This is a genomic window from Actinomadura nitritigenes, assembly GCF_017573545.1.
GTDB classification, from domain to species: domain Bacteria; phylum Actinomycetota; class Actinomycetes; order Streptosporangiales; family Streptosporangiaceae; genus Spirillospora; species Spirillospora nitritigenes.
Map to the genome: position 1 here is coordinate 105,772 of NZ_JAGEOK010000004.1, position 24,416 is coordinate 130,187.

The 24,416-nt window shown below is 73.8% G+C and carries 24 protein-coding genes; 10 read left to right on the top strand and 14 right to left on the bottom strand.

Going from position 1 to position 24,416, the window contains the following annotated elements; genetic code table 11:
• Nucleotides 1–925: 925 nt before the first annotated feature.
• Nucleotides 926–1,546, bottom strand: a complete 621-nt coding sequence (locus J4557_RS06855) for a pentapeptide repeat-containing protein (protein WP_208265584.1) — start codon at nucleotides 1,544–1,546, stop codon at nucleotides 926–928.
• Nucleotides 1,547–1,633: 87 nt separating this feature from the next.
• Nucleotides 1,634–2,425, bottom strand: coding sequence for a Fic family protein (locus tag J4557_RS06860; RefSeq protein WP_208265585.1), 792 nt, complete (start codon nucleotides 2,423–2,425; stop codon nucleotides 1,634–1,636).
• A 246-nt stretch (nucleotides 2,426–2,671) separates the two neighbouring features.
• Between J4557_RS06860 and acs the strand changes: the two genes are divergently transcribed.
• The 5 genes from acs to J4557_RS06885 all read left to right on the top strand — a co-directional run bounded on the left by acs (nucleotide 2,672) and on the right by J4557_RS06885 (nucleotide 8,041).
• Nucleotides 2,672–4,639 carry an acetate--CoA ligase gene (gene acs / locus J4557_RS06865; protein WP_208265586.1) on the top strand — a complete coding sequence of 656 codons (1,968 nt, stop codon included), beginning with the start codon at nucleotides 2,672–2,674 and terminating at the stop codon, nucleotides 4,637–4,639.
• Between the two features lie 259 nt (nucleotides 4,640–4,898).
• Nucleotides 4,899–6,098, top strand: a complete 1,200-nt coding sequence (gene nhaA / locus J4557_RS06870) for a Na+/H+ antiporter NhaA (RefSeq protein ID WP_307799489.1) — start codon at nucleotides 4,899–4,901, stop codon at nucleotides 6,096–6,098.
• A gap of 27 nt (nucleotides 6,099–6,125) precedes the next feature.
• Nucleotides 6,126–6,557, top strand: a complete 432-nt coding sequence (locus tag J4557_RS06875) for a phage holin family protein (protein ID WP_208265588.1) — start codon at nucleotides 6,126–6,128, stop codon at nucleotides 6,555–6,557.
• Nucleotides 6,558–6,566: 9 nt separating this feature from the next.
• Nucleotides 6,567–7,490: an alpha/beta fold hydrolase gene (locus J4557_RS06880; RefSeq protein ID WP_208265589.1), complete on the top strand. Its 924-nt coding sequence runs from the start codon at nucleotides 6,567–6,569 to the stop codon at nucleotides 7,488–7,490.
• 98 nt (nucleotides 7,491–7,588) lie between these two features.
• On the top strand, nucleotides 7,589–8,041 hold the full coding sequence (locus J4557_RS06885) for a DUF309 domain-containing protein (protein WP_208265590.1): 453 nt from the start codon (nucleotides 7,589–7,591) through the stop codon (nucleotides 8,039–8,041).
• Between the two features lie 44 nt (nucleotides 8,042–8,085).
• Here the strand turns inward: J4557_RS06885 and J4557_RS06890 are convergent, their stop codons facing one another.
• From J4557_RS06890 to J4557_RS06905, 4 genes are all read right to left on the bottom strand, one after another.
• Nucleotides 8,086–9,282: a MarP family serine protease gene (locus J4557_RS06890; protein ID WP_208265591.1), complete on the bottom strand. Its 1,197-nt coding sequence runs from the start codon at nucleotides 9,280–9,282 to the stop codon at nucleotides 8,086–8,088.
• Nucleotides 9,283–9,464: 182 nt separating this feature from the next.
• The gene (locus J4557_RS06895) at nucleotides 9,465–10,061 is read right to left on the bottom strand and encodes an NUDIX hydrolase (protein WP_208265795.1); all 597 of its coding nucleotides are present in this window, start codon (nucleotides 10,059–10,061) and stop codon (nucleotides 9,465–9,467) included.
• A 125-nt stretch (nucleotides 10,062–10,186) separates the two neighbouring features.
• Nucleotides 10,187–10,843 (bottom strand): endonuclease III, encoded by a 657-nt coding sequence (nth, locus tag J4557_RS06900; protein ID WP_372442453.1) that lies wholly within the window; start codon nucleotides 10,841–10,843, stop codon nucleotides 10,187–10,189.
• A gap of 181 nt (nucleotides 10,844–11,024) precedes the next feature.
• Complete coding sequence (locus J4557_RS06905) at nucleotides 11,025–13,229, bottom strand: SpoIIE family protein phosphatase (RefSeq protein ID WP_208265593.1); 2,205 nt, start codon at nucleotides 13,227–13,229, stop codon at nucleotides 11,025–11,027.
• A 228-nt stretch (nucleotides 13,230–13,457) separates the two neighbouring features.
• Here J4557_RS06905 and J4557_RS06910 point away from each other — a divergent pair, with 228 nt between their 5' ends.
• The gene (locus tag J4557_RS06910) at nucleotides 13,458–14,729 is read left to right on the top strand and encodes a PucR family transcriptional regulator (RefSeq protein ID WP_243775400.1); all 1,272 of its coding nucleotides are present in this window, start codon (nucleotides 13,458–13,460) and stop codon (nucleotides 14,727–14,729) included.
• 49 nt (nucleotides 14,730–14,778) lie between these two features.
• Here J4557_RS06910 and J4557_RS06915 read toward each other — a convergent pair whose 3' ends face one another.
• Nucleotides 14,779–16,221 (bottom strand): sigma-70 family RNA polymerase sigma factor, encoded by a 1,443-nt coding sequence (locus J4557_RS06915; protein WP_208265594.1) that lies wholly within the window; start codon nucleotides 16,219–16,221, stop codon nucleotides 14,779–14,781.
• Between the two features lie 182 nt (nucleotides 16,222–16,403).
• On the opposite strand from J4557_RS06915, the gene J4557_RS06920 reads away from it, so the two are divergent.
• Genes J4557_RS06920 through J4557_RS06930 form a run of 3 tightly spaced genes read left to right on the top strand, consistent with a single transcriptional unit; the run spans nucleotide 16,404 to nucleotide 19,245 of the window.
• On the top strand, nucleotides 16,404–17,282 hold the full coding sequence (locus tag J4557_RS06920; RefSeq protein WP_208265595.1) for an SDR family NAD(P)-dependent oxidoreductase: 879 nt from the start codon (nucleotides 16,404–16,406) through the stop codon (nucleotides 17,280–17,282).
• Complete coding sequence (locus tag J4557_RS06925; RefSeq protein WP_208265596.1) at nucleotides 17,279–17,854, top strand: carboxymuconolactone decarboxylase family protein; 576 nt, start codon at nucleotides 17,279–17,281, stop codon at nucleotides 17,852–17,854. Before J4557_RS06920 ends, J4557_RS06925 begins: the two co-directional genes overlap by 4 nt.
• Before the next feature lie 29 nt (nucleotides 17,855–17,883).
• Nucleotides 17,884–19,245: an alpha/beta hydrolase gene (locus J4557_RS06930; RefSeq protein WP_208265597.1), complete on the top strand. Its 1,362-nt coding sequence runs from the start codon at nucleotides 17,884–17,886 to the stop codon at nucleotides 19,243–19,245.
• A gap of 1 nt (nucleotide 19,246) precedes the next feature.
• Here the strand turns inward: J4557_RS06930 and J4557_RS06935 are convergent, their stop codons facing one another.
• Nucleotides 19,247–19,873 (bottom strand): TetR/AcrR family transcriptional regulator, encoded by a 627-nt coding sequence (locus tag J4557_RS06935; RefSeq protein WP_208265598.1) that lies wholly within the window; start codon nucleotides 19,871–19,873, stop codon nucleotides 19,247–19,249.
• Nucleotides 19,874–20,080: 207 nt separating this feature from the next.
• Between J4557_RS06935 and J4557_RS06940 the strand changes: the two genes are divergently transcribed.
• Nucleotides 20,081–20,767: a Crp/Fnr family transcriptional regulator gene (locus tag J4557_RS06940; protein ID WP_067483689.1), complete on the top strand. Its 687-nt coding sequence runs from the start codon at nucleotides 20,081–20,083 to the stop codon at nucleotides 20,765–20,767.
• 64 nt (nucleotides 20,768–20,831) lie between these two features.
• On the opposite strand, the gene J4557_RS06945 is transcribed toward J4557_RS06940, so the two are convergent.
• From J4557_RS06945 to J4557_RS06970, 6 genes are all read right to left on the bottom strand, one after another.
• Nucleotides 20,832–21,617 carry an MBL fold metallo-hydrolase gene (locus tag J4557_RS06945; protein ID WP_243775433.1) on the bottom strand — a complete coding sequence of 262 codons (786 nt, stop codon included), beginning with the start codon at nucleotides 21,615–21,617 and terminating at the stop codon, nucleotides 20,832–20,834.
• 151 nt (nucleotides 21,618–21,768) lie between these two features.
• Nucleotides 21,769–22,587, bottom strand: coding sequence for an NUDIX hydrolase (locus J4557_RS06950; RefSeq protein WP_208265798.1), 819 nt, complete (start codon nucleotides 22,585–22,587; stop codon nucleotides 21,769–21,771).
• Nucleotides 22,588–22,718: 131 nt separating this feature from the next.
• Nucleotides 22,719–23,180, bottom strand: a complete 462-nt coding sequence (locus J4557_RS06955) for a RidA family protein (protein ID WP_208265599.1) — start codon at nucleotides 23,178–23,180, stop codon at nucleotides 22,719–22,721.
• Nucleotides 23,181–23,234: 54 nt separating this feature from the next.
• A complete protein-coding gene (sp36, locus tag J4557_RS06960) occupies nucleotides 23,235–23,393 on the bottom strand; it encodes a Sp36 family protein (RefSeq protein ID WP_151540233.1) in 159 nt (52 codons plus the stop codon).
• A 49-nt stretch (nucleotides 23,394–23,442) separates the two neighbouring features.
• The gene (locus J4557_RS06965) at nucleotides 23,443–23,808 is read right to left on the bottom strand and encodes a DUF4345 family protein (protein WP_208265600.1); all 366 of its coding nucleotides are present in this window, start codon (nucleotides 23,806–23,808) and stop codon (nucleotides 23,443–23,445) included.
• 141 nt (nucleotides 23,809–23,949) lie between these two features.
• Nucleotides 23,950–24,354 (bottom strand): winged helix-turn-helix transcriptional regulator, encoded by a 405-nt coding sequence (locus J4557_RS06970; protein ID WP_208265601.1) that lies wholly within the window; start codon nucleotides 24,352–24,354, stop codon nucleotides 23,950–23,952.
• Nucleotides 24,355–24,416: the final 62 nt, after the last annotated feature.

Sequence of the window (24,416 nt, forward strand, 5' to 3'; positions counted from 1 at the left end):
GCGGGGCCGGGAGGACGGGGCGGCGGGAGAACGAGGCGGCGGGCGGACGGTGGCGTGGAGGATCTGGACGCGCCACCGTCCGCCCGCCGCATGTTTGGGCGACCCCCGCCGGGGGGGAGAGCGGGGGTCGCCTAACGGTCCGGCTCCGGGGGGGTAGAGCCGGTCCGTTTTCCCAGGAAAGTCTCGGTGAGATCGGCTGAGCCGTTAGCAAGGCCGGTCTATAGGAGAGGCAAACTCGTTGTCTCCCAGTCTAAGCAGATACAACATATGCTGCCCGACCGGTGGCAGTTCCGTCGAGTCGCGAAGTCGCCCGGAGAGCGGTGTTTATCCTCATCTGTCTGCCCTCCCTCTCCAGACGTCCGTGCGGGGCGGCGGATCGCGGACCACAGGGCCCGTCCCCGCCCATACGGAGTGCAACGGGACGGAAGTCGGAGCGTACCGGAGAACCCAAGATTTTTCCGGCCGAGCACCCGATCGGCGACCAAAAAGAAACGGTCACACTGCGTGATCGCTTTGGTGGGCGGAGCCCCGGTTGCGGATAGCCCGAAATTGCATGTTTCGCCCCTTATCGACGCAAGAAGTCGGCCCGGCCGCCGCGGCGGGCGGGGGTCACGGACCGCCCGGATTTCCAAAAAGGGGCTTGTCAACTGGGCGGATGAGGCGTAGACAGGGTCTACGGACCACGCGTCCGGGCACGGCAGCCGGGCACCCACGCGCGACCAGCCGCGGGAGGCGCGCCGAGACGGGCTTGACCCGATCCGGCGAAAGTGAGGTGCACGCTTGGTAACCCGGTGTGACGTGATCGGCGACGGCGCTCCCTCGCGAGCGCCGTCCGCTGTGTCCGACACCGCACACCCCGCCCCCGCGCACCCCGCCCCCGCACGACCCGCCACACAGGCCCCCGGACAAGGCGCCGCGTAGGACGTCAGTCGCCCCGCACGTCCAGGCCGAGGGCCGTCGCGAGCACCACCGCCTGGTACGGGTCGATCATCGCCCCCTTCAGCTCGACGGTGTGCGGGTCGATCGACGAGATGTCGCTCCCGCGCAGGTCGCAGCCCGACAGGTCCGCCCGGTGCAGCCAGGCTCCCGACAGGTCCAGGCCGCGGAGCGTCGCGCCGGCGCACCGCGCGCCGGTGAGGTCCGCCTCGCGCAGCCGGACGTCGGTGAACGACGCGCGCCGCAGGTCGGCGCCGGGCAGCCCGGTGAACGACCAGTCCCCGCCGGTGACCTTCATCAGGTCGTGCGTGCAGGCGTCGAACATCCCGCCGACGACCTTGCAGCCGGCGAAGGTCGCGTCGAAGAAGCCGCAGCGGACGAACGTGCAGTTCAGGAACGCCGCGTCGGTGTGCGTGGACGCGTTGAACCGGACGCCGCGGAAGGTGCAGTCGGTGAACACGGCGCCGGTGCCGGTCGCCTCCGTCATGTCGACGTCCACGAACAGGACGCGTTCGTGCCGCTCACCGGTCAGGTCGCGCGAGTCCCAGTCGGCGGACGCGATGGTGGTCTCGGTGGGCGCCGCCGCGCGCCCGTCCTTCCGTTCGGCCATGGGGACAGCATGGACCTCCCCAACGACGGAACAGCGGCCGCCCACGCGGCGGCCGCACCGAAGAGAACGGCGGCCGAGCGTGCGCGATCAGCCGCGCATGAAGGCTTCGCAGATGGCCTGCGAGTCGCGGGCGGCGGCGGCCACGGCGGCGGAGCAGTGCGCGAGCCATTGCGCGACGCCCTCCGGCGTCCCCGTCGCATAGGCGCGGAGCGCTTCGGCGTAGTCGTCGGCCAGTTCGGCATGGCCGACCTCTGGCGCGACCAAGGACTTCGGGTCGAGGCCGCGGGCGACGAGCGTGATGCGCTGCGCGGCGCGGGCGATGATGCCGTCGCCCCAGCCGAACGGCCGCAGCGTCAGCAGCTCTCCGTGCACGACGGCGGCGACCACGAGCGCGGGGGCCTTGGTGGGCTGGGTGAGGAGCGCGCTGAGGGCGTCGAGGCGCGCCGCCACCTCCGCCGGGGACGGCGGGGCGCCCAGCCCGAGGACGTCCTTCACCGGCCGGCCCTCGGCACGGGGACGTCCGAGGTCGGCGCTGTCGACGGCGTCCGCCGCGGCCAGCACGTGCAGCCGCGCGAGGACCTGCCGGGGCGCCTGCCGCCACGTCTCGGCGAGCGTGCCGAGTTCCGCCGACACCCGCAGCGCCCCCTGGACGACCGGGTCCGCGGGGTTCTCGGTGGTGCGAAGGTCCTCAAGGGTGACCGAGGCGCCTTCCAGCACGGCGGACGCGCGCGCGCCGCGCAGCGCCGACTCCGTGGACACCTCGGCGCTGCGGCGCCGCAGGATGCGGTGGCCGAGCAGCCGGTCCACGGCGGAGCGCGCGTCGGCGACGGCGTCCGCGACGCCGGGCAGGTTCGCTAGCTGAGCAAGGGCATCGGTCACGGCCCGACCCTATGCGGTCACCGGTATCGCTCGCGCAACCCCCCTGCACGCGCGTAGAACGGAGGCGGTTCCCGGGCCGCGGCACTGGGAAGGCAAGGTGTGTCGGGCATCACAGCACTATCCGGAGCCGTGAGCGCCGGTCGCGCTCTTCCCTCGACACCCGGGAATGCGGCCTTGTGGGGGCGGGACCTTCCTGGTGAAGTGGGGATACCGGGCGACCCCCGTTCAGCTAGCAAGGAGTACGCGTTGAGCCAGAGCCAAGAGACACTGTCGAACCTTCTGCAGGAGACGCGGAGCTTCCCCCCGCCCGCCGAGCTCGCCGCAGCGGCGAACGTCACGGCCGAGGCGTACGACGAGGCCGCCGCCGACCGCCTGGGCTACTGGGCGAAGCAGGCCGACCGGCTGACCTGGTCCAAGCGCTGGGACGAGATCCTGGACTGGAGCAATCCGCCGTTCGGCAAATGGTTCGTGGGCGGTGAGCTGAACGCCGCCTACAACTGCGTGGACCGGCACGTCGAGGCCGGTCTGGGCGCGAAGATCGCCTACCACTGGGAGGGCGAGCCCGGGGACACCCGGACCCTCACCTACGCCGACCTCCAGCGCGAGGTGAACAAGGCCGCGAACGCGCTGCTGGAACTGGGCGTCCGCAAGGGCGACCGGGTGGCGATCTACCTGCCGATGATCCCGGAGCTGCCGATCTCGATGCTCGCGTGCGCGCGGATCGGCGCCACCCACTCGGTGGTGTTCGGCGGCTTCTCCTCCGAGGCGCTGCGCACCCGCATCGACGACGCGCAGGCCAAGCTCGTCATCACCGCCGACGGCGGGTACCGGCGCGGCAAGCCGTCCGCGTTGAAGCCGACCGTGGACGAGGCGGTCGCGCAGACCCCGACGATCGAGCACGTCCTGGTCGTCCGCCGCACCGGCGAGGAGGTCGCGGAGAACGAGCGCGACGTCTGGTGGCAGGACCTGGTGGAGCGGCAGAGCGACCAGCACACCGCCGAGCCCATGGACGCCGAGCACCCGCTGTACATCCTGTACACGTCCGGCACGACGGGGAAGCCGAAGGGGATCCTGCACACCACGGGCGGATACCTGACGCACGTCGCCTACACCCACAGCGCGGTGTTCGACCTGAAGCCGGAGACGGACGTCTACTGGTGCTCGGCCGACATCGGCTGGGTGACGGGCCACTCCTACATCGTGTACGGGCCGCTCGCCAACGGCGCGACCAGCGTGATGTACGAGGGGACGCCGGACACGCCCAACAAGGGCCGCTGGTGGGACATCATCCGGAAGTACAAGGTGTCGATCTTCTACACGGCGCCCACCGCGATCCGCACGTTCATGAAGTGGGGCGACGACATCCCGGCGCAGTACGACCTGTCGTCGCTGCGCGTGCTGGGGTCGGTGGGCGAGCCCATCAACCCGGAGGCGTACGTCTGGTACCGGGAGAACATCGGCGCCGGACGGACGCCGGTGGTCGACACGTGGTGGCAGACCGAGACCGGCGGCATCATGATCAGCCCGCTGCCGGGCGTGACGTCCGCCAAGCCGGGCGCGGCGATGCGCCCGCTGCCGGGCGTCTCGGCGGAGGTGGTGGACGACCAGGGCGAGCCGGTGCCGAACGGCGGCGGCGGGTTCCTGGTCCTCACCGAGCCGTGGCCGGGCATGCTGCGGACGATCTGGGGCGACGACGAGCGGTACATCAAGACGTACTGGTCGCGCTTCGAGGGCAAGTACTTCGCCGGTGACGGCGCGAAGAAGGACGAGGACGGCGACATCTGGCTGCTCGGCCGCGTCGACGACGTGATGCTGGTGTCCGGGCACAACATCTCCACCACGGAGGTGGAGTCGGCGCTGGTGTCGCACCCGAAGGTGGCGGAGGCCGCGGTCGTCGGCGCGACGGACCCGGTGACCGGGCAGGCGATCGTGTCGTTCGTGATCCCGCGCGGCAGCGCCGGCGAGGAGGTCGAGGGCGCCGAGTTCCTGGCCGAGCTGCGCGACCACGTCGCCCGGACGCTCGGCCCGATCGCCAAGCCGCGGCAGATCATGATGGTGCCGGAGCTGCCGAAGACCCGGTCCGGCAAGATCATGCGGCGCCTGCTGCGGGACGTGGCGGAGAACCGCAGCATCGGCGACGTGTCGACGCTCGCCGACAGCACGGTGATGGACCTGATCTCCGAGAAGCTGCCGAGCGCCAAGACCGAGGACTGACCGGCTGTACTGATCCGGCGGACGGCCCGTGGCGGAGCGTGGAAAGGCGCTCCGGCACGGGCCGCCGCTCGTCACGGGGCCGGGGGCACCGGCGGGGCGGGTAGCCTGGTGATCAGGTGTGCCGGGAAGTCTGGTCGGCGATGGACGCCCCCTCTCGCGTCGATGTGCGGGCGGGGCTCCGCGTCCGGACCGTCGCCGTCCCCGGGGGTAACTCATGCCGCGCCCGTCCACCACGCCTGAAAGGCGCCAGATCGCCCACGTGTGGCCGTTCCGTCCGACGGTCCGGTACAGCGGGCAGGTGGCCGCGGCGCTGCGCACCGAGACGGTCGGCGGCATCGTCATGCTGCTCGCCACCGTGGCCGCGCTGGTCTGGGCGAACACCCCTTGGGCCGACGCCTACAAGAGCCTGCAGAGCCATGAGCTGAGCCCGCACTGGCTGGGTCTGGAGCACATGGACGTGCAGCACTGGGCGTCCGGCGGGCTGCTCGCGGTGTTCTTCTTCATCGCGGGCCTCGAGCTGCGCGAGGAGCTGACGCACGGGGAGCTGCGCGACCCGCGGGACGCGGCGCTGCCGGTGATCGCGGCCGCGGCCGGCGTGGCGATGCCCGCGTTGATCTTCGTCGCGGTGAGCGCGGGGGAGCCCGGGGCCCTGCGCGGCTGGGCGGTCCCGACGGCCACCGACATCGCGTTCGCGCTGGCCGTGCTCGCGGTGACGTTCTCGTCGTGCCCGGCGCCGCTGAGGGCGTTCCTGCTGACGCTCGCCGTGGTGGACGACCTGATCGCCATCACCATCATCGCGCTGTTCTACACGGAGACGCTGCACTGGACGTGGCTCGGCGCAGGCGTCGTCCTCATAGCGGCCTACGGGCTTCTCCAGCGCAGGAACATCAGGTCCCCGTGGCTGTACCTGCCGATCGCGGTGCTGGCCTGGTACTGCGTACAGCGCAGCGGCATCCACGCGACGGTCGCAGGTGTCGCCCTGGGGATGCTGACCGGCGCCAAGGAGACGCCCGACGGGCGGCCGACGAACGCCGAGCGGGCCGACCACGTCCTGCGGCCGCTGTCGGCGGGGTTCTGCGTGCCGGTGTTCGCGTTCCTGTCGGCGGGCGTCGCGCTCAGCGGGTCCGCGCTCGGGGCCGTTCTGGGTGATCGGGTGGCCCTCGGTGTGATCTCCGGCCTGGTGATCGGTAAGTTCGTGGGGGTCTTCGGCGGCGCCTGGACGGCCGTGCGGTTCGGCCTGGCGACGCTCGGGGAGGAGCTGCGCTGGCGGGAGATCGCGGGAGTCGCGATGCTCGCCGGGGTGGGATTCACCGTTTCCCTGCTGATCGGCGGTTTGGCCTATACCGACCCGTCCCGATTCGAGAGAGTGACGACTGCGGTCCTGATCGCGAGCATCATCGCCTCGGCGGCCGCCGCCGTCGTCTTCCGGAGGAGGGCGCGCCCGCGCCCGGCGGAGTGACGGCCGACCTTGAAGGAGAGGAGCGCCATGTCCGAGGCACTGCCCGGCGAGAGCGTTGAGGACAAGTCCCTCGGCGAGCTCGTCGCGCTGGCGTCCACCAATGTCTCCGCGCTGGTCAGGGCGGAGATCGACCTGGCCAAGCTGGAGCTGAAGGCGGACGCCAAGAAGGCCGCCTACGGCAGCGTGATGTTCACCATCGCCGCGCTGATCGGCGGGCTGATCGTCATCCTGCTGTCGATCGCGCTGGCGTACGGGCTCGTCGCGGCCGGGCTCTACCACTGGGCCGCGTTCCTGGTCGTGTCCGCCATCTACCTGGTGCTCGCGGCCGGCCTGATCGGCTTCGGCTACCTGCGCATCCGCAAGATCGACGGGGCGAAGCGGACGCGGAGGACGCTCAAGGACGACTTCGCGGCGCTGCGGCACCGCGGCGACTCGGACACGCCCGCCCTGACGGACTGACCCCCTGCCATGTCCGGGCACGACGCGTCCCTGGTCGAGGTCGACGGACCGTGGACGCACCGCGCCGTCAGCGCCGGCGGGACGCGGTTCCACGTCGCCGAGGCCGGCGAGGGGCCGCTGGTCCTGCTGCTGCACGGCTTCCCGCAGTTCTGGTGGTCGTGGCACCACCAGCTGGTGTCGCTGGCCCACGCCGGATACCGGGCGGTCGCGGTGGACCTGCGCGGGTACGGCGGCAGCGACAAGCCGCCGCGCGGCTACGACCTGATCACGCTGGCCGGGGACGCCGCGGGGCTGGTGCGCGCGCTCGGCGAGGCGAACGCCGTCGTGTGCGGGCACGACTGGGGCGGGCTGCTGGCGTGGACGACGGCCGTCTACCACCCGAAGATCGTCCAGCGGCTGGCCGTGGTGGCGGCGCCGCATCCGCTGCGGCTGCGGCGGTCCGTGCTGGGCGACCCGCGCGGGCAGGGCTGGGCGGCGCGCCACACGTTCGGCTTCCAGATGCCGATGTGGCCCGAGCGGCGGCTCGTCCGGGACGACGGGGCGCTCGCGGGGCGGCTGCTGCGCGACTGGTCCGCTCCGGGGTGGCCGGACGAGCGGACGGAGCGCTTCGTGCGGAAGGCGGTGCAGATCCCGGGGACGGCGCACTGCGCGCTGGAGTACCACCGCTGGCTGTTCAGGTCGCAGGCCCGTCCGGACGGCATCCGCTACGCGCACCGTATGCGGGCCGCCATCAACGTGCCCACGCTCCAACTGCACGGGGCCCTCGACACCTGCACGCTCCCTTCCAGCGCCCAGGGGTCGGGACGGTACGTGGCGGCGCCGTACCGGTGGAAGCTCATCGAAGGCGCGGGGCACTTCCCCCACCAGGAGCGTCCGCGGGCGTTCGACGCGCAGCTCCTCGGGTGGCTCTCCGACCCGGAGCCCGAAAGCTGACGCGGGCCCGAAAGCCGACGCAGGAGCCGATGGCCGACGCGGGGCCCCGTCCGGCCCGCGTCCCTCCGACGGCCGAGGCGCCGCGTACGGTTGGGGGCATGCGGGATCGTGACGAGTCCGGACGCCCACGCAACGCACGGCCGCGCGACGCGTACGGCCGACCGCTGCCGCACGGGGCCGCCGGGGTGCCGACCATGCCGGACGACCTCGACATGCCGCCCGAGGAGGCCCTCGTGGAGGCGCAGCGCCTCCTGGACGAGGACCGGCCCTTCCATGCGCACGAGATCCTCGAAGCCGTCTGGAAGGGTGCCCCGGAGCCGGAACGGGAGCTGTGGAGAGGGCTCGCCCAGGTCGCCGTGGGGATCACTCACCTGCGGCGCGGGAACCTGCGCGGCGCGCAGGCGCTGCTGAGCCGCGCCGCCGACCGCATCGAGCCGTACGGTGAGGCCCCGCCGCACCGCGTCGACGTGGCCGGCATCGTCCGGCGGGCGCGCGCGCTGGCGGAACACCCCCAGGACGCCCCGGTGAAGCTCATTCTCACAGCGCCCTAGCGCCGCAGACCACCAGGCCCGTAGCCGTAGTCGGGCGGCGGGCGTCAGTCGGAGCAGCTCTGCGTGCCGACGGCCTTCGTGAGGGACGCGCCGTCCCTGGCGTCCGGCGCGACCTCCGCGGCCGTCAGCGCGTACCCGGTCGACGGCGTGTCCAGCGCCGCCGCGAAGATCACGCCGTAGACGCGGCCCTCGGTGGACAGCAGCGGCCCGCCGGAGTTGCCCGGTTCGACCTTCCCGCGGATCGCGTAGATCTCGCGGCTGACCTGCCCGGCGTGGTAGATGTCCGGGCCGCGCGCCGTCTGCCGGGCGCGGATCCGGGCGGCGCCCGGCGTGAACGGCTGGTTCTTCGGGAACCCGGCGATGATCGCGCTGTCGCGGACCCGCGCCTCCCCGGCGAACTTCAGCGGCTGCGCGTCCAGGTCCGGCACGTACAGCACCGCGATGTCGCGCTTCGGGTCGTACAGCACGACGCGGCCGCGGGTCCGGCTCCCGGTGCGGGACTCCACGACCGACGGCCCCTGGGCGCCCGCGACGACGTGCGCGTTCGTCATGATGTGCTGCGGCGCGAACACGAACCCGGTGCCCTCGATGCGGCGCTGGCACTGCGGCGCGGTGCTGACGACCTTGACGATGCTGTTCTTGGCCTCGCGGAGGCCCGCGGTGTTGAGCACCGACTCGTCCGGCGGCGGCACCTGCACCACCGACTCGCCGCCGAGCCCGTTGAACACCTGCGGGAACTCGCTGCTCTTCACGAACCCCTGGAACGAGGTGAACCAGGTCTGCGCCTGCGCGGGCATCACCCCGTTGAGGCCCTTGATGATCACCGAGCCCTTGACCTGGGTGCGCACCGGCTTGAACTCCGAGTTCGCCACCAGGTTCCCGAAGAACCAGGCGACGACCAGCAGCGACAGCGCGCTGACGACGGTGCCGCCGACCGCGTCCGCGGTGCGCGCGTTCAGCCCGGTCACCCGGTTGCGCAGCACCGCGCCGACCGAGGAGGCGATCAGCTGCCCGAGGGTGGCGGCCAGGAACGCGACCACGATGGCCAGGAGCGCCTGCTGCGCGGCCCCGTTCACCGTGGCCTCGGCGATCGGCGGTGCGATGAGCACCCCGATCACGCCGCCGCCGACGAAGCCGACGAAGCTCAGCAGGCTGACGATGAAGCCCTGCCGGTACCCCGAGACTCCGAACAGCACGACGAGCACGAGCAGGATGAGATCGAGAACGTGGTCGTGCAGCACCGCTTCACCGTATAGTGCGCCGGCCCTGCTTCACGTCCCCTCAACGGACCAGTTTGGAGTGCGGCGGATGACCGTGCAGTGCGACGCGGCGCGGGCCCTGTCCGCACCCGGGATGACGCCGCCGTTCTGACCTGCGCGGACTCCGGGCGTGCGGGGAGGGGTCCGACGGACCGCGCCCGGGGTCAGCCGCGGGACGCGAGGGACAGCACGTCGGGCGGCAGGTCCTCGACGTGGCTCGGGTCCCAGGGGCGGTCCCAGCCGCCCGCGACCAGCACCTGCGTCAGCACCGCCGCCGTGAACCCCCACACCAGCATGCCGCCGGCGCGGAACGCCGGGCCCATCTTGATCCCGGACGGGTGCCGGACCGTCAGCCGGTTCGCCGGGTCGGCGAGGTCGGCGATCGGGACCCGGGCCACCAGCGCGACCTCGCCGGGATGGCCGGGCGCGACCTCCGACGGCTCCCGCCACCAGCCCGCGACGGGCGTGACGCGGTGCCGGCTGTGCGACAGGTACAGCTCGGGGAGCGCGCAGATCACGTCCACGCCGGCCGGCTCGACGCCGGCCTCCTCCCACGCCTCCCGCAGCGCCGCCGCGACCGGCCCGGCGTCGCCGGGGTCGATCCGGCCGCCGGGGAAGGCGGGCTGCCCGGCGTGCTTGGACAGCGTCGCGGCCCGCTCGGTGAGCAGCACGTCGGGGCCGTCGGGGCCCTCGCCGAACAGGATCAGCACGGCGGCGGCGCGGGCTCCGGGCGCCGGCTCGAACATCGGCGGGACCGGCATCCGCGGCGCCTCGGCGCGGAACCGGTCGAGCCACGGCGGGCAGGTGGATGCGATCTCGGTCACGCCACTCCCAACTCCGGAACGCCCGCGTTCCTTCCCGGCGGGAACGGTTCCATCCCCGCCGCTCACGAGAACGGGCCCGGCTTGACGAGCTTGCGGGCCGCCTCGGCGTCGACCGGGCCCGTCCCGTAGGAGGGGCAGTCCCCGGCGAGCGGGCAGGCCCCGCAGGCGGGGCGGCGCGCGTGGCAGATCCGGCGGCCGTGCCAGATCAGCCGGTGCGACAGCATCGTCCAGTCCTTGCGGGGGAACATCTCCCCGATCTCCTTCTCGACCTTCACCGGGTCGTCCTCGCCGGTCCAGCCGAACCGGTTGACCAGGCGCCCGAAGTGGGTGTCGACGGTGATGCCGGGCACGTCGAACGCGTTGCCCAGCACGACGTTCGCGGTCTTGCGGCCGACGCCGGGCAGCGTGACGAGGTCCTCCAGCCGCCCCGGGACCTCGCCGCCGAACCGGTCGCGGAGCGCGGCGGACAGCCCCATGACCGACTTCGTCTTGGCGCGGAAGAACCCGGTCGGCTTCAGCAGCGCCTCGACGTCCTCGGGGTCGGCGGCGGCCAGGTCCTCCGGCGTCGGGTACTTCGCGAACAGCGCCGGAGTCGTGAGGTTCACCCGCTTGTCGGTGGTCTGCGCCGACAGCACGGTCGCGACCAGCAGCTGGAACGGGGTGCCGAAGTCGAGCTCGCAGTGCGCGTCGGGGTAGGTCTCGGCGAGCACCCGGTTCATCCGGCGGGCCCGCCGGACCAGCCCGATCCTGGTCTCGTTCCGGAACCTGCGCGCCCGCGCCGCCCCGCCCGGCGACGCCCCGCCCGGCGACGCCTTGCCGGCCCCCGTCTCCTCAGCCATGTAGCTCAGACTAGAACCCCCGGCGGCCGGACCGCGCCAAGACGACCGCGCGCCCGAGCCGTCACCCGAGGTCCCCGAGATCGTCGAAGTCGTCCAGGTCGTCGAGGTCCCCGAAGTCGCCGAAGCCGCCGAGAACGCCGGGCGGGGTCTGGGCGAGCAGTGTCTGCTCCGCCCAGATGGTCTTCCCGTGCGCGGTGTGCCGCGTCCCCCAGCTCTGGGTGAGCTGGGCGACCAGGAGCAGGCCGCGGCCGCCCTCGTCGAAGGCGCGGGCGCGGCGCAGGTGCGGGGCGGTCTCGCTGCCGTCGGAGACCTCGCAGGTCAGCGTCCGGTCCAGGATGAGGCGCAGCCGGATCGGGCCCTCGGCGTGCCGGATCGCGTTGGTGACCAGCTCGCTCGCCACGAGCTCGGTCACGAACGCGGCGTCCCCGAGACCCCAGGCCGACAGCTGCTCCGTCACCTTCCGCCTGGCGTCGGCGACGGCGGCGGGGTCGGTGGGGATGTCCCAGGTGGCGACCTGGTCGGGCTTCAGCACGCGGGTGCGGGCGACCAGCAGGGCCGCGTCGTCCATCGGACGCTCGGGGAGCACGGAGCCGAGGATGTGCTCGCAGGTGGTCTCCAGTGACGGGGACGTCCGGGTCAGCGCGCGGCGCAGCCGTTGCAGGCCCTCGTCGATGTCGTGGTCACGGGACTCGACCAGGCCGTTGGTATAGAGCACGAGGGTGCTGCCCACGGGAAGCTCCATCTCGACGCTCTCGAACGGCAGGCCGCCCAGGCCGAGCGGCAGGCCCGCGGGCACGTCGAGGAAGTCGACGGTGCCGTCGGGGGTGACGAGCGCGGGCGGGCAGTGCCCGGCGCGGGCGATGCAGCACAGCCGGGAGACCGGGTCGTACACCGCGTACACGCACGTCGCCCCGAGGCCGGGGTCCTGCTCGCCGGGCTCGCCGTCGTCCCCCTCCCCCCCGAACCGGGCGACCAGGTCGTCGAGGTGGGTGAGCAGCTCGTCCGGTGGCAGGTCGAGGTCGGCGAGGGTGCGCACGGCGGTGCGGAGCCGGCCCATGGCGGCGGACGCGTACAGCCCGTGGCCGACGACGTCGCCGGCGACGAGCGCGACCCGCGATCCCGACAGCGGGATCACGTCGAACCAGTCCCCGCCGACGCCGCTGTGCGTGCTGGCGGGCAGGTAGCGGCCCGCGACCTCCACCGCGGACTGCTCCGGGAACCGCTGGGGCAGGAGGCTGCGCTGCAGCGCCAGCGCGGTGGCGCGCTCGCGGCTGTAGCGGCGGGCGTTGTCGAGGCAGACGGCGGCCCGGGCGGTGAGCTCCTCGGCGATCGGCACGTCGTCGGGCCCGAACGGCTCGCGGTCGCGGCCGCGCAGGAAGGTGGCGACGCCGAGGGTGATGCCGCGGGCCCGGATCGGCACGGTGAGCAGCGAGTGCAGGCCGTGTTCCAGGACGGCCTCGACCCGCTGGGGATTGCTGTTGATCGAGGACAGGAACGCCGGGTCGCCGCTGCCGGTCAGCACGGGCTCGCCGCCGGTCAGAGCGCGGACCGCGGGAGAGGACTCGGGGTAGTGGTCGACGTCGCCGAGCCGCACCGCGCTCGGCACCTCCCCTCCGGCGGACCCGTGCGCGACGCGCCGCATCACGACGGTGGCCGAAACGGGTCCGGGACGCGGCTCGCCCCCGCCGACGACGGAGTCGAGCAGGTCGACGATGGCGACGTCGGCGAGCCGCGGCAGCGCCACGTCGACCAGTTCCCGGGCGGTCCGGGTGATGTCCAGCGTGCTGCCGATGGCCGTGCTGGCCTCGTTGACCAGGGCCAGCCGCTGCCGCGCCCGGTACTGCTCGGTGATGTCGAGCACCCCGACCCACACCGCGCACGTCCGGCCCCGCTCGTCCTTGAGCGGCGCGATGGACACCGACCAGGCCCGTTCGAGGTCCTCGCCGGGCACCTTGCGGTAGGTCTCCCGGTGCACCGGCTCGCCGGTGTCGAGGACCTGGCGCATGTAGCGCGCGAGCGCCTCGAACTGGGGGCCGGGCAGGGCGTCGGTGAGGCGCCGCCCGCGGATCTGGTCCTCCGTCATCTCGAACATCCGGCACATCCGGTCGTTGACGCGCAGGCACACCAGGTCCGTGTCGTGGACGGCCACCGCGAAGGGGGACTGGTCGAACGCCCACTCGGTGATCCGCGCGGACGGGGCGTCCGCGCGCCGGTCCCCGCCGGTGCCGCCGGCCAGAGGAGTGTTGGTGTGGGTGTCCACTGTCATCCGCCCCGCAGAAGTCCGTTTTCCCCCGGTTGTCGCAGGTCAGGTTCGTCACATTACCCACCGATCGGCCATCGACCCAGGAATCACCGCAGCTTTGGGCAGGTCGTGACGGAACCGGCTCCGGGCGGCGCGGGCGCGGCCGGGTGGAAGAACTTCCGCGAAACCCCGTAATCGCGGGCGGTGCGGGCCGTCTCTCTCAGCACGTCGTCCCCCGCGAAGGAGATCTCATTGTCTGAGTTCAGCCAGGTGGTTTCCCTTCCCGTGCGCCGCATCGACCTCGGGCTGTCCTTCGACGGCTCCGCCCGGCTGGCCGGCCGGCTGCGCCGCGAGGTGCCCGCCGTCGCCGAGGAGGCGGCGCGCCGGATCGAGAAGCGGCTCCCCGAGTTCGTCCGGCCGCACGACCCCCGGTACGGCCGGGTCATGGAGGCGGCGGTGGAGTGCGCGATCGGCCACTTCCTGGACCTGCTGGCCGACCCCGGCGTCTCGTCGGCCGACGTGCTGGACTTCTGGCGGCGGGTCGGCGCCGGCGAGGCGGGCGAGGGGCGCACGCTCGACCCCTGGCAGACGGCGGTCCGGATCGGCGCCGGGGTCGCGGTCGAGGAGCTCACCGAGCGCGCCGGACGGCTCGGCTACCGGGTCGACGCGTCCACCATGGCGGGCCTCGCCCACGCGATGTTCGACTACATGAACCAGCTCGCGGCGGCCGTCTCCGAAGGCCACGCCGACGCCGCCGCACGGGCGGCCGGGTCGCAGCAGGAGCACCGGCGGCGGCTGCTGGACCTGCTGCTGGACGACCCCGCCCCCGCCGTGCGGGACCTGCGGGAGGCGGCCGGCGAGGCGTCCTGGCCGCTGCCCCGGACGGTCGCGGCCGTGGCGCTGCGCGAGCGCGGCCCCGAGACGCGGCGGCCGTCGCTGCCGCCGGACGTGCTGCTCGGCCTGCACCGCGCCGAGCCCTGCCTGATCGTCCCGGACCCGGAGGGCCCCGGCCGCGCCCGGCTGCTGGAGCGGCGGCTGGACGGCTGGAGCGCCGCGATCGGCCCCGCCGTGGAGGTGACCGGGGCGGCGCGGTCGCTGCGCTGGGCGCGCGACGCGCTGGACCTGGCCGACCAGGGCCTGATCGACCGGGACCCGCTCGCCCCGGACACCCCGATCGCCGCCGAGATGCACATGCCGATCATCGTGATGATGCGGGAGCGGGACCTGGTCGAGAAGGTGATCGAGCGCCGGCTCGCGCCGCTGACGGCGGCGCGTCCCGCCCAGCGGCACCGGCTCGCCGAGACGCTGCTGGCCTCGCTGGAGTGCGGGTTCAACGCGACGGCGGTCTCCGGCCACCTGCACGTGCACCCGCAGACCGTCCGGTACCGGTTCCGGCAGCTCGAGGAGCTGTTCGGTAACAGCATCTACGCGACGTCGGACCGGCTGGAGCTGCACATGGCGCTGCGGGCGTGGCTCGCGCTCAACCCCGAGCCGTCCGCGCGCGAGCAGCTCCGCTACGGCTGACGGCCCCCGGCGTGCGGGCGTCCGGAGGAGAGGGCGTGCGCGGGGACGGTCAGCCCACGGCCCAGCCCTGGGCGGCCATCCCCGCATACGAGGAAGGCTTCAGCGTCACCGGCTTCAGGCCCGACCAGCTCGCCTGCAGGAACCAGCCGTCGCCGTTGGCCAGCCGGTACACGCCACCGAACTGCACCAGCTTCCACACCTGGTTCGCGCCGCCGCAGGAGGCCATCACCACGGAGTACTCCTGGCCGCCCTCCCACATGGGCCCCGCCGAGAGCTGCCCGCGCGCCATGCACTGTCCGGTGGACACGCTGGTCAGGGTGAAGCCGCCCGAGGTGTCCTTGCGCCGCCACGTCGTCGCCGTGCCGCTGCAGGCCCGCTGGACGACGTTCGTCCCGTCGGGGGCCAGGCAGGACTGGAGGGTCGTGTTGCGCACGCGGTACGGGCCGGTCCCCGCCGGATCGGCGGCCGCGGGCGCGCCGTCCGGGCCGCCGGGCCGCCCGCGTCCGCCGGGCCTCCTCCCGGACGCGTGGTCGGGCGCCACCGCCTCCCGGTCCGGCGCGGCCGTGCTCGCGGCGGACGGCGAGGCGGCGGTCGGCGGCGCGGCGCGGGCCGTGCCCGGCGGCCCGTCGCCGCCGCCCGTGGCGAGCAGGACGGCCAGCACGCCCGCCGCCGCGGCCGCCGCGACCCCCGCCGGGACGGCCCAGGCGGGGAACGACGCGGCCGGGGCGAGGCCCCCGAACGGGGCGGCCGGCGCGGCCAGCAGCACGGCGCCGATCGGGAGCGCGCGCCGCAGGCGCGCGTTCAGGTCGGACATCTCCTCGGCGGTGCGGCGGCACCGCTCGCAGGACTCCAGGTGGCGGCGCAGCGCGCGGCTGCGGCGGCGCCCCGGGCGGCGGACGGACGCGGCGAGCTGCGCGGTGTACTCGGCGCAGTCCGGATGCCCCTCGCAGCTCGCGGCGAGGTACGCCTGCCGGAGCCCCTCGCGGGCCCGGAAGGACAGCTGGGCGACCGCGCCCGCCTCCATCCCGAGGATCTCCGCGACGCGCTGGACGGGCTCCTCCTCGATGACGGTGTGCCACAGGACGGTCTGCCAGCGCTCGGGCAGCGACCGGAACGCGCGGACGAGGGCGTCCAGCTCGTCGACGTCGGGCAGCTCCTCGGGCGGGCCGTCGGCCCACTCGGCGACCTGGTCGGTGACGACGGTGCGGCGGTCGGAGCGCGCCCAGTCCACGGCGGCGTTCCGCACGACCGTGTAGAGGTACGGCCGGCACGCCTCGCGCGGGCCGCGGCCCTGCCGCAGCGCCGCCAGCGTCCGGGCGAACGCCTCGCTGGCGAGGTCCTCGGCGAGGTACTGGTCGCGGACGAGCCCGCGGGCGTAGCCGAGGACGGCCGCGTGATGCCGCCGGTACAGCTCGTCCGACGCCCGCTCGTCGCCCGCGCCGGCGGCGGCCGCGAGATCGGCGTCCGGCTCGGTCCCCGCGCCTGTCACCACGACGACATCCAACCCAGAGCACGCATCTGATCACAACCCTCGTAGGTCGCCATCCGCTGCCCCGTAAGACGCCCGATCACTCACTTGATTACGAGGTTTCCGGAAGTTTCCTGAGCAATGCGGACGCGCACCCCTGCCCGTCTTAAAAAGACGGGTGTGTTTTTTTATGCTACGGTCCCGGCATGATCTACGACTCCGCACGCTGGACGGCCACCCTGGCGGGCCGGCGCGTGCTGATCACCGGGGCGGCGCGCGGCATCGGCGCGGCGCTCGCCGCCCGGCTGCACGAGCGCGGCGCGCGGGTCGCCCTGGCCGGCCTCGAACCGGACCTGCTCGCCCCCGTCGCCGCCGGCTGCGGGGACGCCCCCTGGTGGACCTGCGACGTGACCGACCGCGCCCGCGTCCGCACCGTCGTGGACGAGGCGGCGCGCGCGCTCGGCGGCCTGGACGTCGTCGTCGCCAACGCCGGCGTCGCCGCGCAGATGCCGGTGATCGGCGGCGACCCGGCCGTGCTGGAGCAGAGCCTGCGGGTCAACGTGCTCGGCGCCCACAACACGCTGTCGGCCGCCGGCCCGCACATCAGCCACCGGCGCGGCTACGCCCTGACCGTCGCGTCGCTCGCCGCCGCCGTCCACCTCCCGCTGCTCGGCGCCTACAGCGCGTCCAAGGCGGCGGCCGAGGCGCTCGGCGACACGCTGCGCATCGAGCTGCGGCCGTGGGGCGCGAAGGCCGGCGTCGCCTACTTCGCCGAGCTCGACACCGACATGACCAGCCGGGGCTTCGGCACCGAGGCCGCCGCGGCGCTCGCCCAGGGCGCGCGCGGGGCGATGGTGTCGCGGGTCGCGCCCCTCAAGACCGGGATCGACGCGCTCGAACGCGGGATCGCCCGCCGCTCCCGCCGGATCGTCGCGCCCTGGTGGGTGGCAGGGGCGCTGCCCGCGCGCGCGGCGCTCCAGCCCGTGCTGGACCGGGTCCTCCAGCCGGGCCTGCGCCGCGCGCTGGAGATCGCGCGCGACGAGCACGCCGCCCTGACCACCCCGCAAGCGGACCGCGCGCTGTGAGCGCCGCACCGGACGCGCCGCGGGTGGCGCCGGGCGGCCTCCGCGACGTCGGACCGCTCAACTGGCTGATCTGCGCGGTGTCCGGCCGGGTCGCCGGGACCGGGCCGCCCAACCTCTTCCTGACCCTGGCGCGGCAGCGCGGCCTGTTCCGCGGCTGGCTCTGGTTCGGCGGGCGGCTCATGCCGGGCGGCAGGCTCGCGCGCCGCGAGACCGAACTGGTGATCCTGCGCGTCGCCCACCTGCGCGACTGCCGCTACGAGTTCGACCACCACGTGCGGCTCGCCCGCCGCGCCGGGGTCCGCGCCGCCGACGTCGAACGCCTCGGGGAGGGCCCGGACGCCGACGGCTGGACCCCGCGCGAGCAGGCGATCCTCGCCGCCGCCGACGAGCTGCACCACCGCCGGGACCTCTCCGACGAGACCTGGGCGCGCCTGCGCGAACGGCTCACCGAAGCGGAGTGCGTCGAGCTGTGCATGCTCGCCGGCCACTACGAGATGCTCGCGACCGTGATCACCGCGCTGCGCGTGCGTCCCGACGTCCCCCGGCCGACCCGCCCCCGTCCGCGCCCCTGACCCCGGCCCCGCCCCCCAGGAGATCCCCCATGCGCACACGACGGTTCATCACCACGACGCTGCTGCTCGTAGGGGCTCCCGGCCTGGTCGTCGCGGCAGCAGGACGGCCCGCCGCCGCCGCGCCGACCCCGGTGCCCGTGCGGTTCGCCGACGCGGCGGGCATCCACGTGGAGCGGGTCCAGCGGATCGACGACCGGCAGTACGCGATCCGGGTCGGCACCGCCGCACTGGGACGGGCCGTGGACGTCCGCGTCCTGCTGCCGACGGGCTACGACCCGGCGAAGACCGCCCGGTATCCCGTCCTGTACCTGTTCCACGGGACGGGCGGCCGCGCCTCCGACTGGGTCGGGAAGGGCGGCGCCGAGGCCACCACCGCCGGGAGACCGCTGATCACCGTCATGCCGGACGCCGGGTTCGACGGCGACGGCGGCGGCTGGTTCACCGACTGGGCGGACCCGGCGACGAAGCTCGGCCCGTCCCGGTGGGAGACGTTCCACATCGGGCAGCTCGTCCCCTGGATCGACCGCAACCTGCGGACCGTGGCCGCCCGGCGGGGCAGGGCCGTCGCGGGCCTGTCGCAGGGCGGGTTCGGCGCGATGAGCTACGCCGCCCGGCATCCCGACATGTTCGCCTCCGCGACCTCGTTCTCCGGCGCTCCCGACATCGCGCACGACCCGGTCACCGCCGCCGGGGCGTACGGCGTGATCTCCTACGCCGCCGCCGTGAACGACGGCGTCCCGCCCGAAGCGATCTTCGGCTCGCGGATCGCCGACGCGATCAACTGGCGCGGCCACGACCCCGCCACCCTCGCCGCCAACCTGCGCGGGACCCGGCTGTCGCTCTACACCGCCACCGGCCTCCCCGGACCGCTCGACCAGGGGGCACCCGACCCGGAGGCGATGGGGATCGAGGCCCTCACCCACCAGTCGACCCTGACCTTCCACCGCCGGATCCAGCGGCTGGGCATCCCGAGCCGGTTCGACGACTACACCTTCGGCACGCACACGTGGCCGTACTGGGCGCGGGACCTGCGCGAGGAGATCGGCCCGCTGATGAGCGCGTTCGGCCACCCGGCCCGCCCGCCGGCGCGCGTCTCCTACACGTCGATCGACCGGACCTGGACGCAGTGGGGCTGGACGGTCTCCCTCGACCGGCGCGCGCCCCGGGAGTTCAGCCGGCTCGGCGAGGCCACGTCCACCGGCTTCACCCTGACGTCGAGCGGCACGGCGACCGTCACGACCCCGCCGTCCTACCGTCCGGGCGCCCGCTACACCGTCACGATCGGAAGCCGCAGCATCACGGCCACGGCCAGCGCCTCCGGCCGCCTCACCGTCACGCTCCCGCCGGCCACGAAGGTCACCACGGTCCGCGCCACGATCACCCGGCGCTGACTCAGCCGTCGAGGACGCCGGAGCGGGCCAGGGCGCGCACGTGCTCGACGATCGGCGGGCCGACGGCGCGCAGGGCGGCCATGTCGCCGGACGCGACCGCGGGGGTCACCATCGTCCCGACCGCCGCGACGACCACCTGGCAGGCGAACCGCGCCCGCTCCCCGGACGCGCCCATCAGGTCGGCGAGCGCCGCCGCGAGGTCGCGCTGGACGGCCGACCGGCGCGCCACGGCCTCGGGACCGGCCGCGAACACCTCCACCAGGAACACCCGCGCGTAGCCGGGCTCGGACGCGAGGACGTCCAGGTAGACGCCGATCGCCCGCTCGAACCGGTCGGCGGGGTCGGCGCCGCCCTGCGCCGCCTCCGCGAGCCGGTCCCGCACCAGCTCGCCGGCCTGGTCGAACGCCGCCATGAAGCAGTCGAGCTTGGAGGAGAACAGCCGGTAGAAGCTCTGCCGGGACACCCGGGCCCGCTTCAGCACGTCCTCCACCGAGGTGCCGGCGTACCCCTTCTCGGTCATCGCCTCGGCCATCGCCGCCAGCAGGCGCCCGCGGTGGACGCGGTCGACCTCCGCACGGGACAGCGCGTGGCGGCCCCGCGGGAGCCGGGCGGGCGAGGACTGCGGCACGTGATCACGATAGAGCACCCGCCCGCGGCGCCGGGCGTCCGGAAAACGGGGAAGAGACCGGTGTGATGCCATTCACCGGATGGTCCGTACACTGGGCGAACGGGATCGTGGAGGCGGTCCTGCGTTTCGGCGCGCCGTGACCCTACCTTCACGTACGCGGTGGGACGTACGTCACACTATGCATGTAGGTGTTCGAGGAGGAGAAGCGTGACCGACCGCGACGTGGACGTTCTGAGCAGAGCCCCGCTCTTCGAGGCCCTCGACGAGCAGGGTGCCAAGGCGCTGCGCGCCAACGTGACGGAGGTGCGTCTGGCACGCGGTCAGACGCTCTTCAACGAGGGCGAGACGGGCGACCGGCTGTACGTCGTCCTGGAAGGCAAGATCAAGCTCACCCGGACGGCGCCGGACGGCAGGGAGAACCTGCTGAGCGTGCTCGGCCCGAGCGAGATGTTCGGCGAGCTGTCGCTGTTCGACCCGCGCCCCCGCACCGCGAGCGCGATCGCGGTGACCGAGTGCCGGCTGGCCGGGCTCGGGCACGACGACCTGCGGCCGTGGCTGACCGGGCACCCCGAGGTCGCCGTGCAGCTGCTGCGCGCGCTCGCCCAGCGGCTCCGCAAGACCAACGACGTGATGGCCGACCTGGTCTTCACCGACGTGCCGGGCCGGGTCGCGAAGGCGCTGCTGGACCTCGCCGAGCGGTTCGGGCAGCCGTCCGAGGCGGGCCTGCACGTCCACCACGACCTCACCCAGGAGGAGCTGGCGCAGCTCGTCGGCGCGTCCCGGGAGACGGTCAACAAGGCCCTCGCCGACTTCGCGCAGCGCAACTGGCTGCGGATCGAGGCGCGCGCGGTGGTGATCCTGGACATCGAGCGGCTGCGCAAGCGCTCCAAGTAGGGGCCGCCGGGCGCCCGGCCGTCCCGGCCTCCGCCCAGCGGCGCGCGGAGGGCCAGGGCGGGCGTCAGGAGCGTTCGTTCAGATAGTCCAGCTGCGACTGGACGGACCACTCGGCCGCCGGCCACAGCGACTTGTCGACGTCGGCGTAGACGATCTCGACGACCTCGCGGGCGGTGCCGGCGCCGGCCGCGACGGCGGCCTCGACCTGCGCGAGGCGCTCGCGGCGGTGGTCGATGTAGTGGTCGAGGGCGGCCAGCGGGTCGTCCAGCTTCGGGCCGTGTCCGGGGAGGATCACGGCCGCGTCCCGCTCGGCGGAGAACGCCCGCAACCGGTCCAGCGAGCCCAGGTAGTCGCCGAGCCTCCCCTCCAGCACGGTGGTCCCGTAACCGAGGACGGTGTCCCCGGTGAGGACGGCGCGGTCCGCCGGCAGCCAGAACGTGAGCGAGTCGTCGCTGTGGCCCGGGGTCTCCATGATCCGCAGTTCGAGGCCGCCGGTGGTGACGACGTCGCCCTCTCCGAGCCCCTCGTCGCCGAGCCGGTGCCGCGGGTCGAGGGCCCGCACCCTGACGCCGCCCCCCGCGAGCCCGGCGAACTTCGCGGCGCCCGCCGAGTGGTCGGGGTGGCCGTGGGTGAGCAGGACGAGCCCGACCCGCCGCCCCTGCCCGGCGATCAGGTCGGCGACGCGGCGCAGGTGCCTGCCGTCCTTGGGGCCGGGGTCGACGACGACGACCTCCTCGGCGCCGGGCTCGCCGATGATCCAGGTGTTGGTGCCGTCGAGGGTCATCGCGGACGGGTTCGGCGCGAGCACGCAGGTCGCGCGTTCCGTGCCCATCCCATCGATATCGCTCATATCGCCCATCCTGCCCGAGGCGCGATCGGGGTGGCGGACCGGGTTCCAGCCGACCGCCTCCAGGTGCCGCAGCACGGACGTGCCCGCCAGCCGCCACATGACGGCCCGCGACCAGCCTCCATGAGCGGGCACCCGGCGCGCCACGTCCCGGCTAGCCCTTCGGGTAGTACTCGGCGGCCTTCTCGGGCAGCACCAGCCACGCCTCGCCGTCGATGATCTCGGCGGTGGGCTCGTGCACGACGATCTCGCGGGGCGCGGCGAGCGCGTCCGCGACCGTGTCGAACGCCGACAGCTCGCTCAGCGTCGCCAGCGTCGGCGGCAGCATGAACCACTCGCCGGCCTGGGCACGTTCCACGGCCTCCGCCGGACGCACCCACGCGACCTGGTCGGCCTCGGTGCTGACGTCGCGCGCGCGCTGCCCCTCGGGCATCGCGGCGACGAAGAACCGGGTGTCGTAGCGCTTCGGCTCGATCTTCGGGGTGATCCAGTGCGCCCACGGGCGCAGCAGGTCCGAGCGCAGCACGAGGCCGCGCCCGGCCAGGAACCCGCCGAACGACTGGGACCGGTCCAGCAGCGCCTGCCGGTCGGCCTCCCAGTCGTCGCCGCGGGTGTCGTCCACGACGGAGTCGCCGGTCGGGCCGGCCAGCAGGACCAGCGTCTCCTCGAACGTCTCCCGGACCGCCGCGCACACCAGCTCGCGGGCGGTCTTCTCGTCGGCCTTGAACGCCGCGCCCCACTCGGCCGGGGTCGGCCCGGACCAGGCGAGGTCGGCCTCCCCGTCGCGCGGGTCGACCGAGCCGCCGGGGAAGACGTAGGCGCCGGGCGCGAACGCCATGGACCGCACCCGGCGCAGCATGAACGCCTGCAGCCCGTGCCGGTCGTGGTCGCGCAGGACGACCACGGTGGCGGCGTGCCGGGCGGGGGCCGGCTGCGCCCTGCCGGACAGGATGTCGTCGATCTGGCCCCGCATCGTCTCCGGCAGTTTCAGCCCGTTCACCATCGCCCCGCCCCACTCGTCGCACTCATGGCGGTTCATTCGGACATACCGAATGGCGTTCCGTCAACCCCGGCGGCGGGTCCGGAGGCGGGTCCGGGCCCGGGTCAGGAGACCTCGGCGATCAGCTCGACCTCGACGGGCACGTTGCGCGGCAGCACGGCGACGCCCACGGCGCTGCGGGCGTGCTTCCCCGCGTCCCCGAACACCTCGCCCAGCAGGTCGCTGGCGCCGTTGACCACCTGCGGCTGGCCGTAGAAGTCCGGGGCGGACGCGACGAACCCGACGACCTTGACGATCCGCACCACCCGCGACAGCTCGCCGACCTCGGCCTTCAGCGCCGCGACGCAGTTCAGCGCGCAGATCCGGGCCTGCTCGGCGGCCACCTCGGCGGAGACCTCGGCGCCCACCTTGCCGGTCACCGCGATCTCGCCCTTCACCAGCGGGACCTGCCCGGCGGTGTAGACGAGCGAGCCCGTCCGCGCGGTCGGCACGTACGACGCCAGCGGCGTGACGACCTCCGGCAGCTCCAGCCCCAGCTCGGTGATGCGCTCTTCGGGCGTGCTCATGGCGTTCCTCCTCGTTGAGGCGTTGTCAGGTGCTCTGTGGTGACCGTCGGCGGGCTACGACTGGATCTCGCGCTTGAAATAGGCCACCAGGTTCTCCGGGTTCGGACCCGGCAGGACGGTGACGAGCTCCCACCCGTCCTGGCCCCAGTTGTCGAGGATCTGCTTGGTCGCGTGCACCAGCAGCGGAACGGTCGCGTACTCCCACTTCTTCATGGGTTTCAGCCTAGCGATCAGCGGGTCCCGCCCCCGCCGGAACCCGCCTTCAGAGCACTGCCACCAGCGCGGCCGCGGCGGCGGCCTCCACGCAGAAGAAGAACCACGTCGGGTAGAAACCGCCGGACCGGTCCGCGGCCCACCCGACGAGGCGCCCGGCCGCCATCCCGCCGAGCGCGCACGCCACGGCGATGACGGCGCCCTGCCGCACGCCGTGCGCGTCGGCCGCCGCGGCGGCGAGCAGTCCCGCCATCGCGACGCCGAACCCCCCGTAGACGGCGCGGACCTCCGTCCGGGCGGCGGGCGACCCCAGGGCCACCCCGAACGGCCTGATCAGCGCGGCCGGCGCGACGAGGCCGTAGATCCCCATCCCGAGGAAGAAGACCGCGACGACCGCGATCACGGCGGTGGGCATGCTCGACCTCCGGGCGTTCGCCGAATGCGTTCACCCGGGAGCATGGCGCGCCGCGCCGGACCCCCGCTTCCAAGAACGTGCCGTGCTTTCGGGCCGCGCCGGTTCGTGCGGGCTCGTGCCGCACCCGCGGTGCGCGCCGGGTCAGTCCGTGGCGGTGGCGTCGTACTGGTCGCGGGCGGCGCGGATGTCGGCGATGTTGTGCTCGGCGAAGTGCCGGACGGACGCCAGCAGCGGGACGAGGCGCTCGCCCAGCAGCGTCAGCGTGTACTCGACCTGGACCGGCACGGACGGGGTCACGCTGCGCGCCACGAACCCGTCCCGTTCGAGGGAGCGGAGCGTCTGCGTGAGCATCTTGGCGCTGACGCCCGGCAGGGCGCGCGCGAGGTCGGCGTACCGGCGCGGCCCCTGCGTCAACTGGAACACCACCACCGAGGTCCACTTGTTGCCGAGGACGGCCAGGACGTCATGGGTCGGGCAGGCGTCCATGTAGGAGTCGAAGGCGGCCTTCGCCTCGCGCCGCCGTTCGGCCGCGGTCATCGTCGTCATGCTGCTGGCTCATCTCTCGTCATGCTGCAAACTCACCTGCGGGTGCCGATCGCACTCCGAAG

Bases quoted from the DNA above. Each gene is read 5' to 3' on its own strand.
- J4557_RS06855 (WP_208265584.1), bottom strand. From the start codon at position 1,546: ATGGCCGAACGGAAGGACGGGCGCGCGGCGGCGCCCACCGAGACCACC.
- J4557_RS06875 (WP_208265588.1), top strand. From the start codon at position 6,126: ATGTCCGAGGCACTGCCCGGCGAGAGCGTTGAGGACAAGTCCCTCGGC.
- J4557_RS06880 (WP_208265589.1), top strand. From the start codon at position 6,567: ATGTCCGGGCACGACGCGTCCCTGGTCGAGGTCGACGGACCGTGGACG.
- J4557_RS06885 (WP_208265590.1), top strand. From the start codon at position 7,589: ATGCGGGATCGTGACGAGTCCGGACGCCCACGCAACGCACGGCCGCGC.
- J4557_RS06895 (WP_208265795.1), bottom strand. From the start codon at position 10,061: ATGCCGGTCCCGCCGATGTTCGAGCCGGCGCCCGGAGCCCGCGCCGCC.
- nth (WP_372442453.1), bottom strand. From the start codon at position 10,843: ATGAACCGGGTGCTCGCCGAGACCTACCCCGACGCGCACTGCGAGCTC.
- J4557_RS06905 (WP_208265593.1), bottom strand. From the start codon at position 13,229: ATGACAGTGGACACCCACACCAACACTCCTCTGGCCGGCGGCACCGGC.
- J4557_RS06920 (WP_208265595.1), top strand. From the start codon at position 16,404: ATGATCTACGACTCCGCACGCTGGACGGCCACCCTGGCGGGCCGGCGC.
- J4557_RS06930 (WP_208265597.1), top strand. From the start codon at position 17,884: ATGCGCACACGACGGTTCATCACCACGACGCTGCTGCTCGTAGGGGCT.
- J4557_RS06945 (WP_243775433.1), bottom strand. From the start codon at position 21,617: ATGAGCGATATCGATGGGATGGGCACGGAACGCGCGACCTGCGTGCTC.
- J4557_RS06950 (WP_208265798.1), bottom strand. From the start codon at position 22,587: ATGCGGGGCCAGATCGACGACATCCTGTCCGGCAGGGCGCAGCCGGCC.
- J4557_RS06955 (WP_208265599.1), bottom strand. From the start codon at position 23,180: ATGAGCACGCCCGAAGAGCGCATCACCGAGCTGGGGCTGGAGCTGCCG.
- sp36 (WP_151540233.1), bottom strand. From the start codon at position 23,393: ATGAAGAAGTGGGAGTACGCGACCGTTCCGCTGCTGGTGCACGCGACC.
- J4557_RS06965 (WP_208265600.1), bottom strand. From the start codon at position 23,808: ATGCCCACCGCCGTGATCGCGGTCGTCGCGGTCTTCTTCCTCGGGATG.
- J4557_RS06970 (WP_208265601.1), bottom strand. From the start codon at position 24,354: ATGACGACGATGACCGCGGCCGAACGGCGGCGCGAGGCGAAGGCCGCC.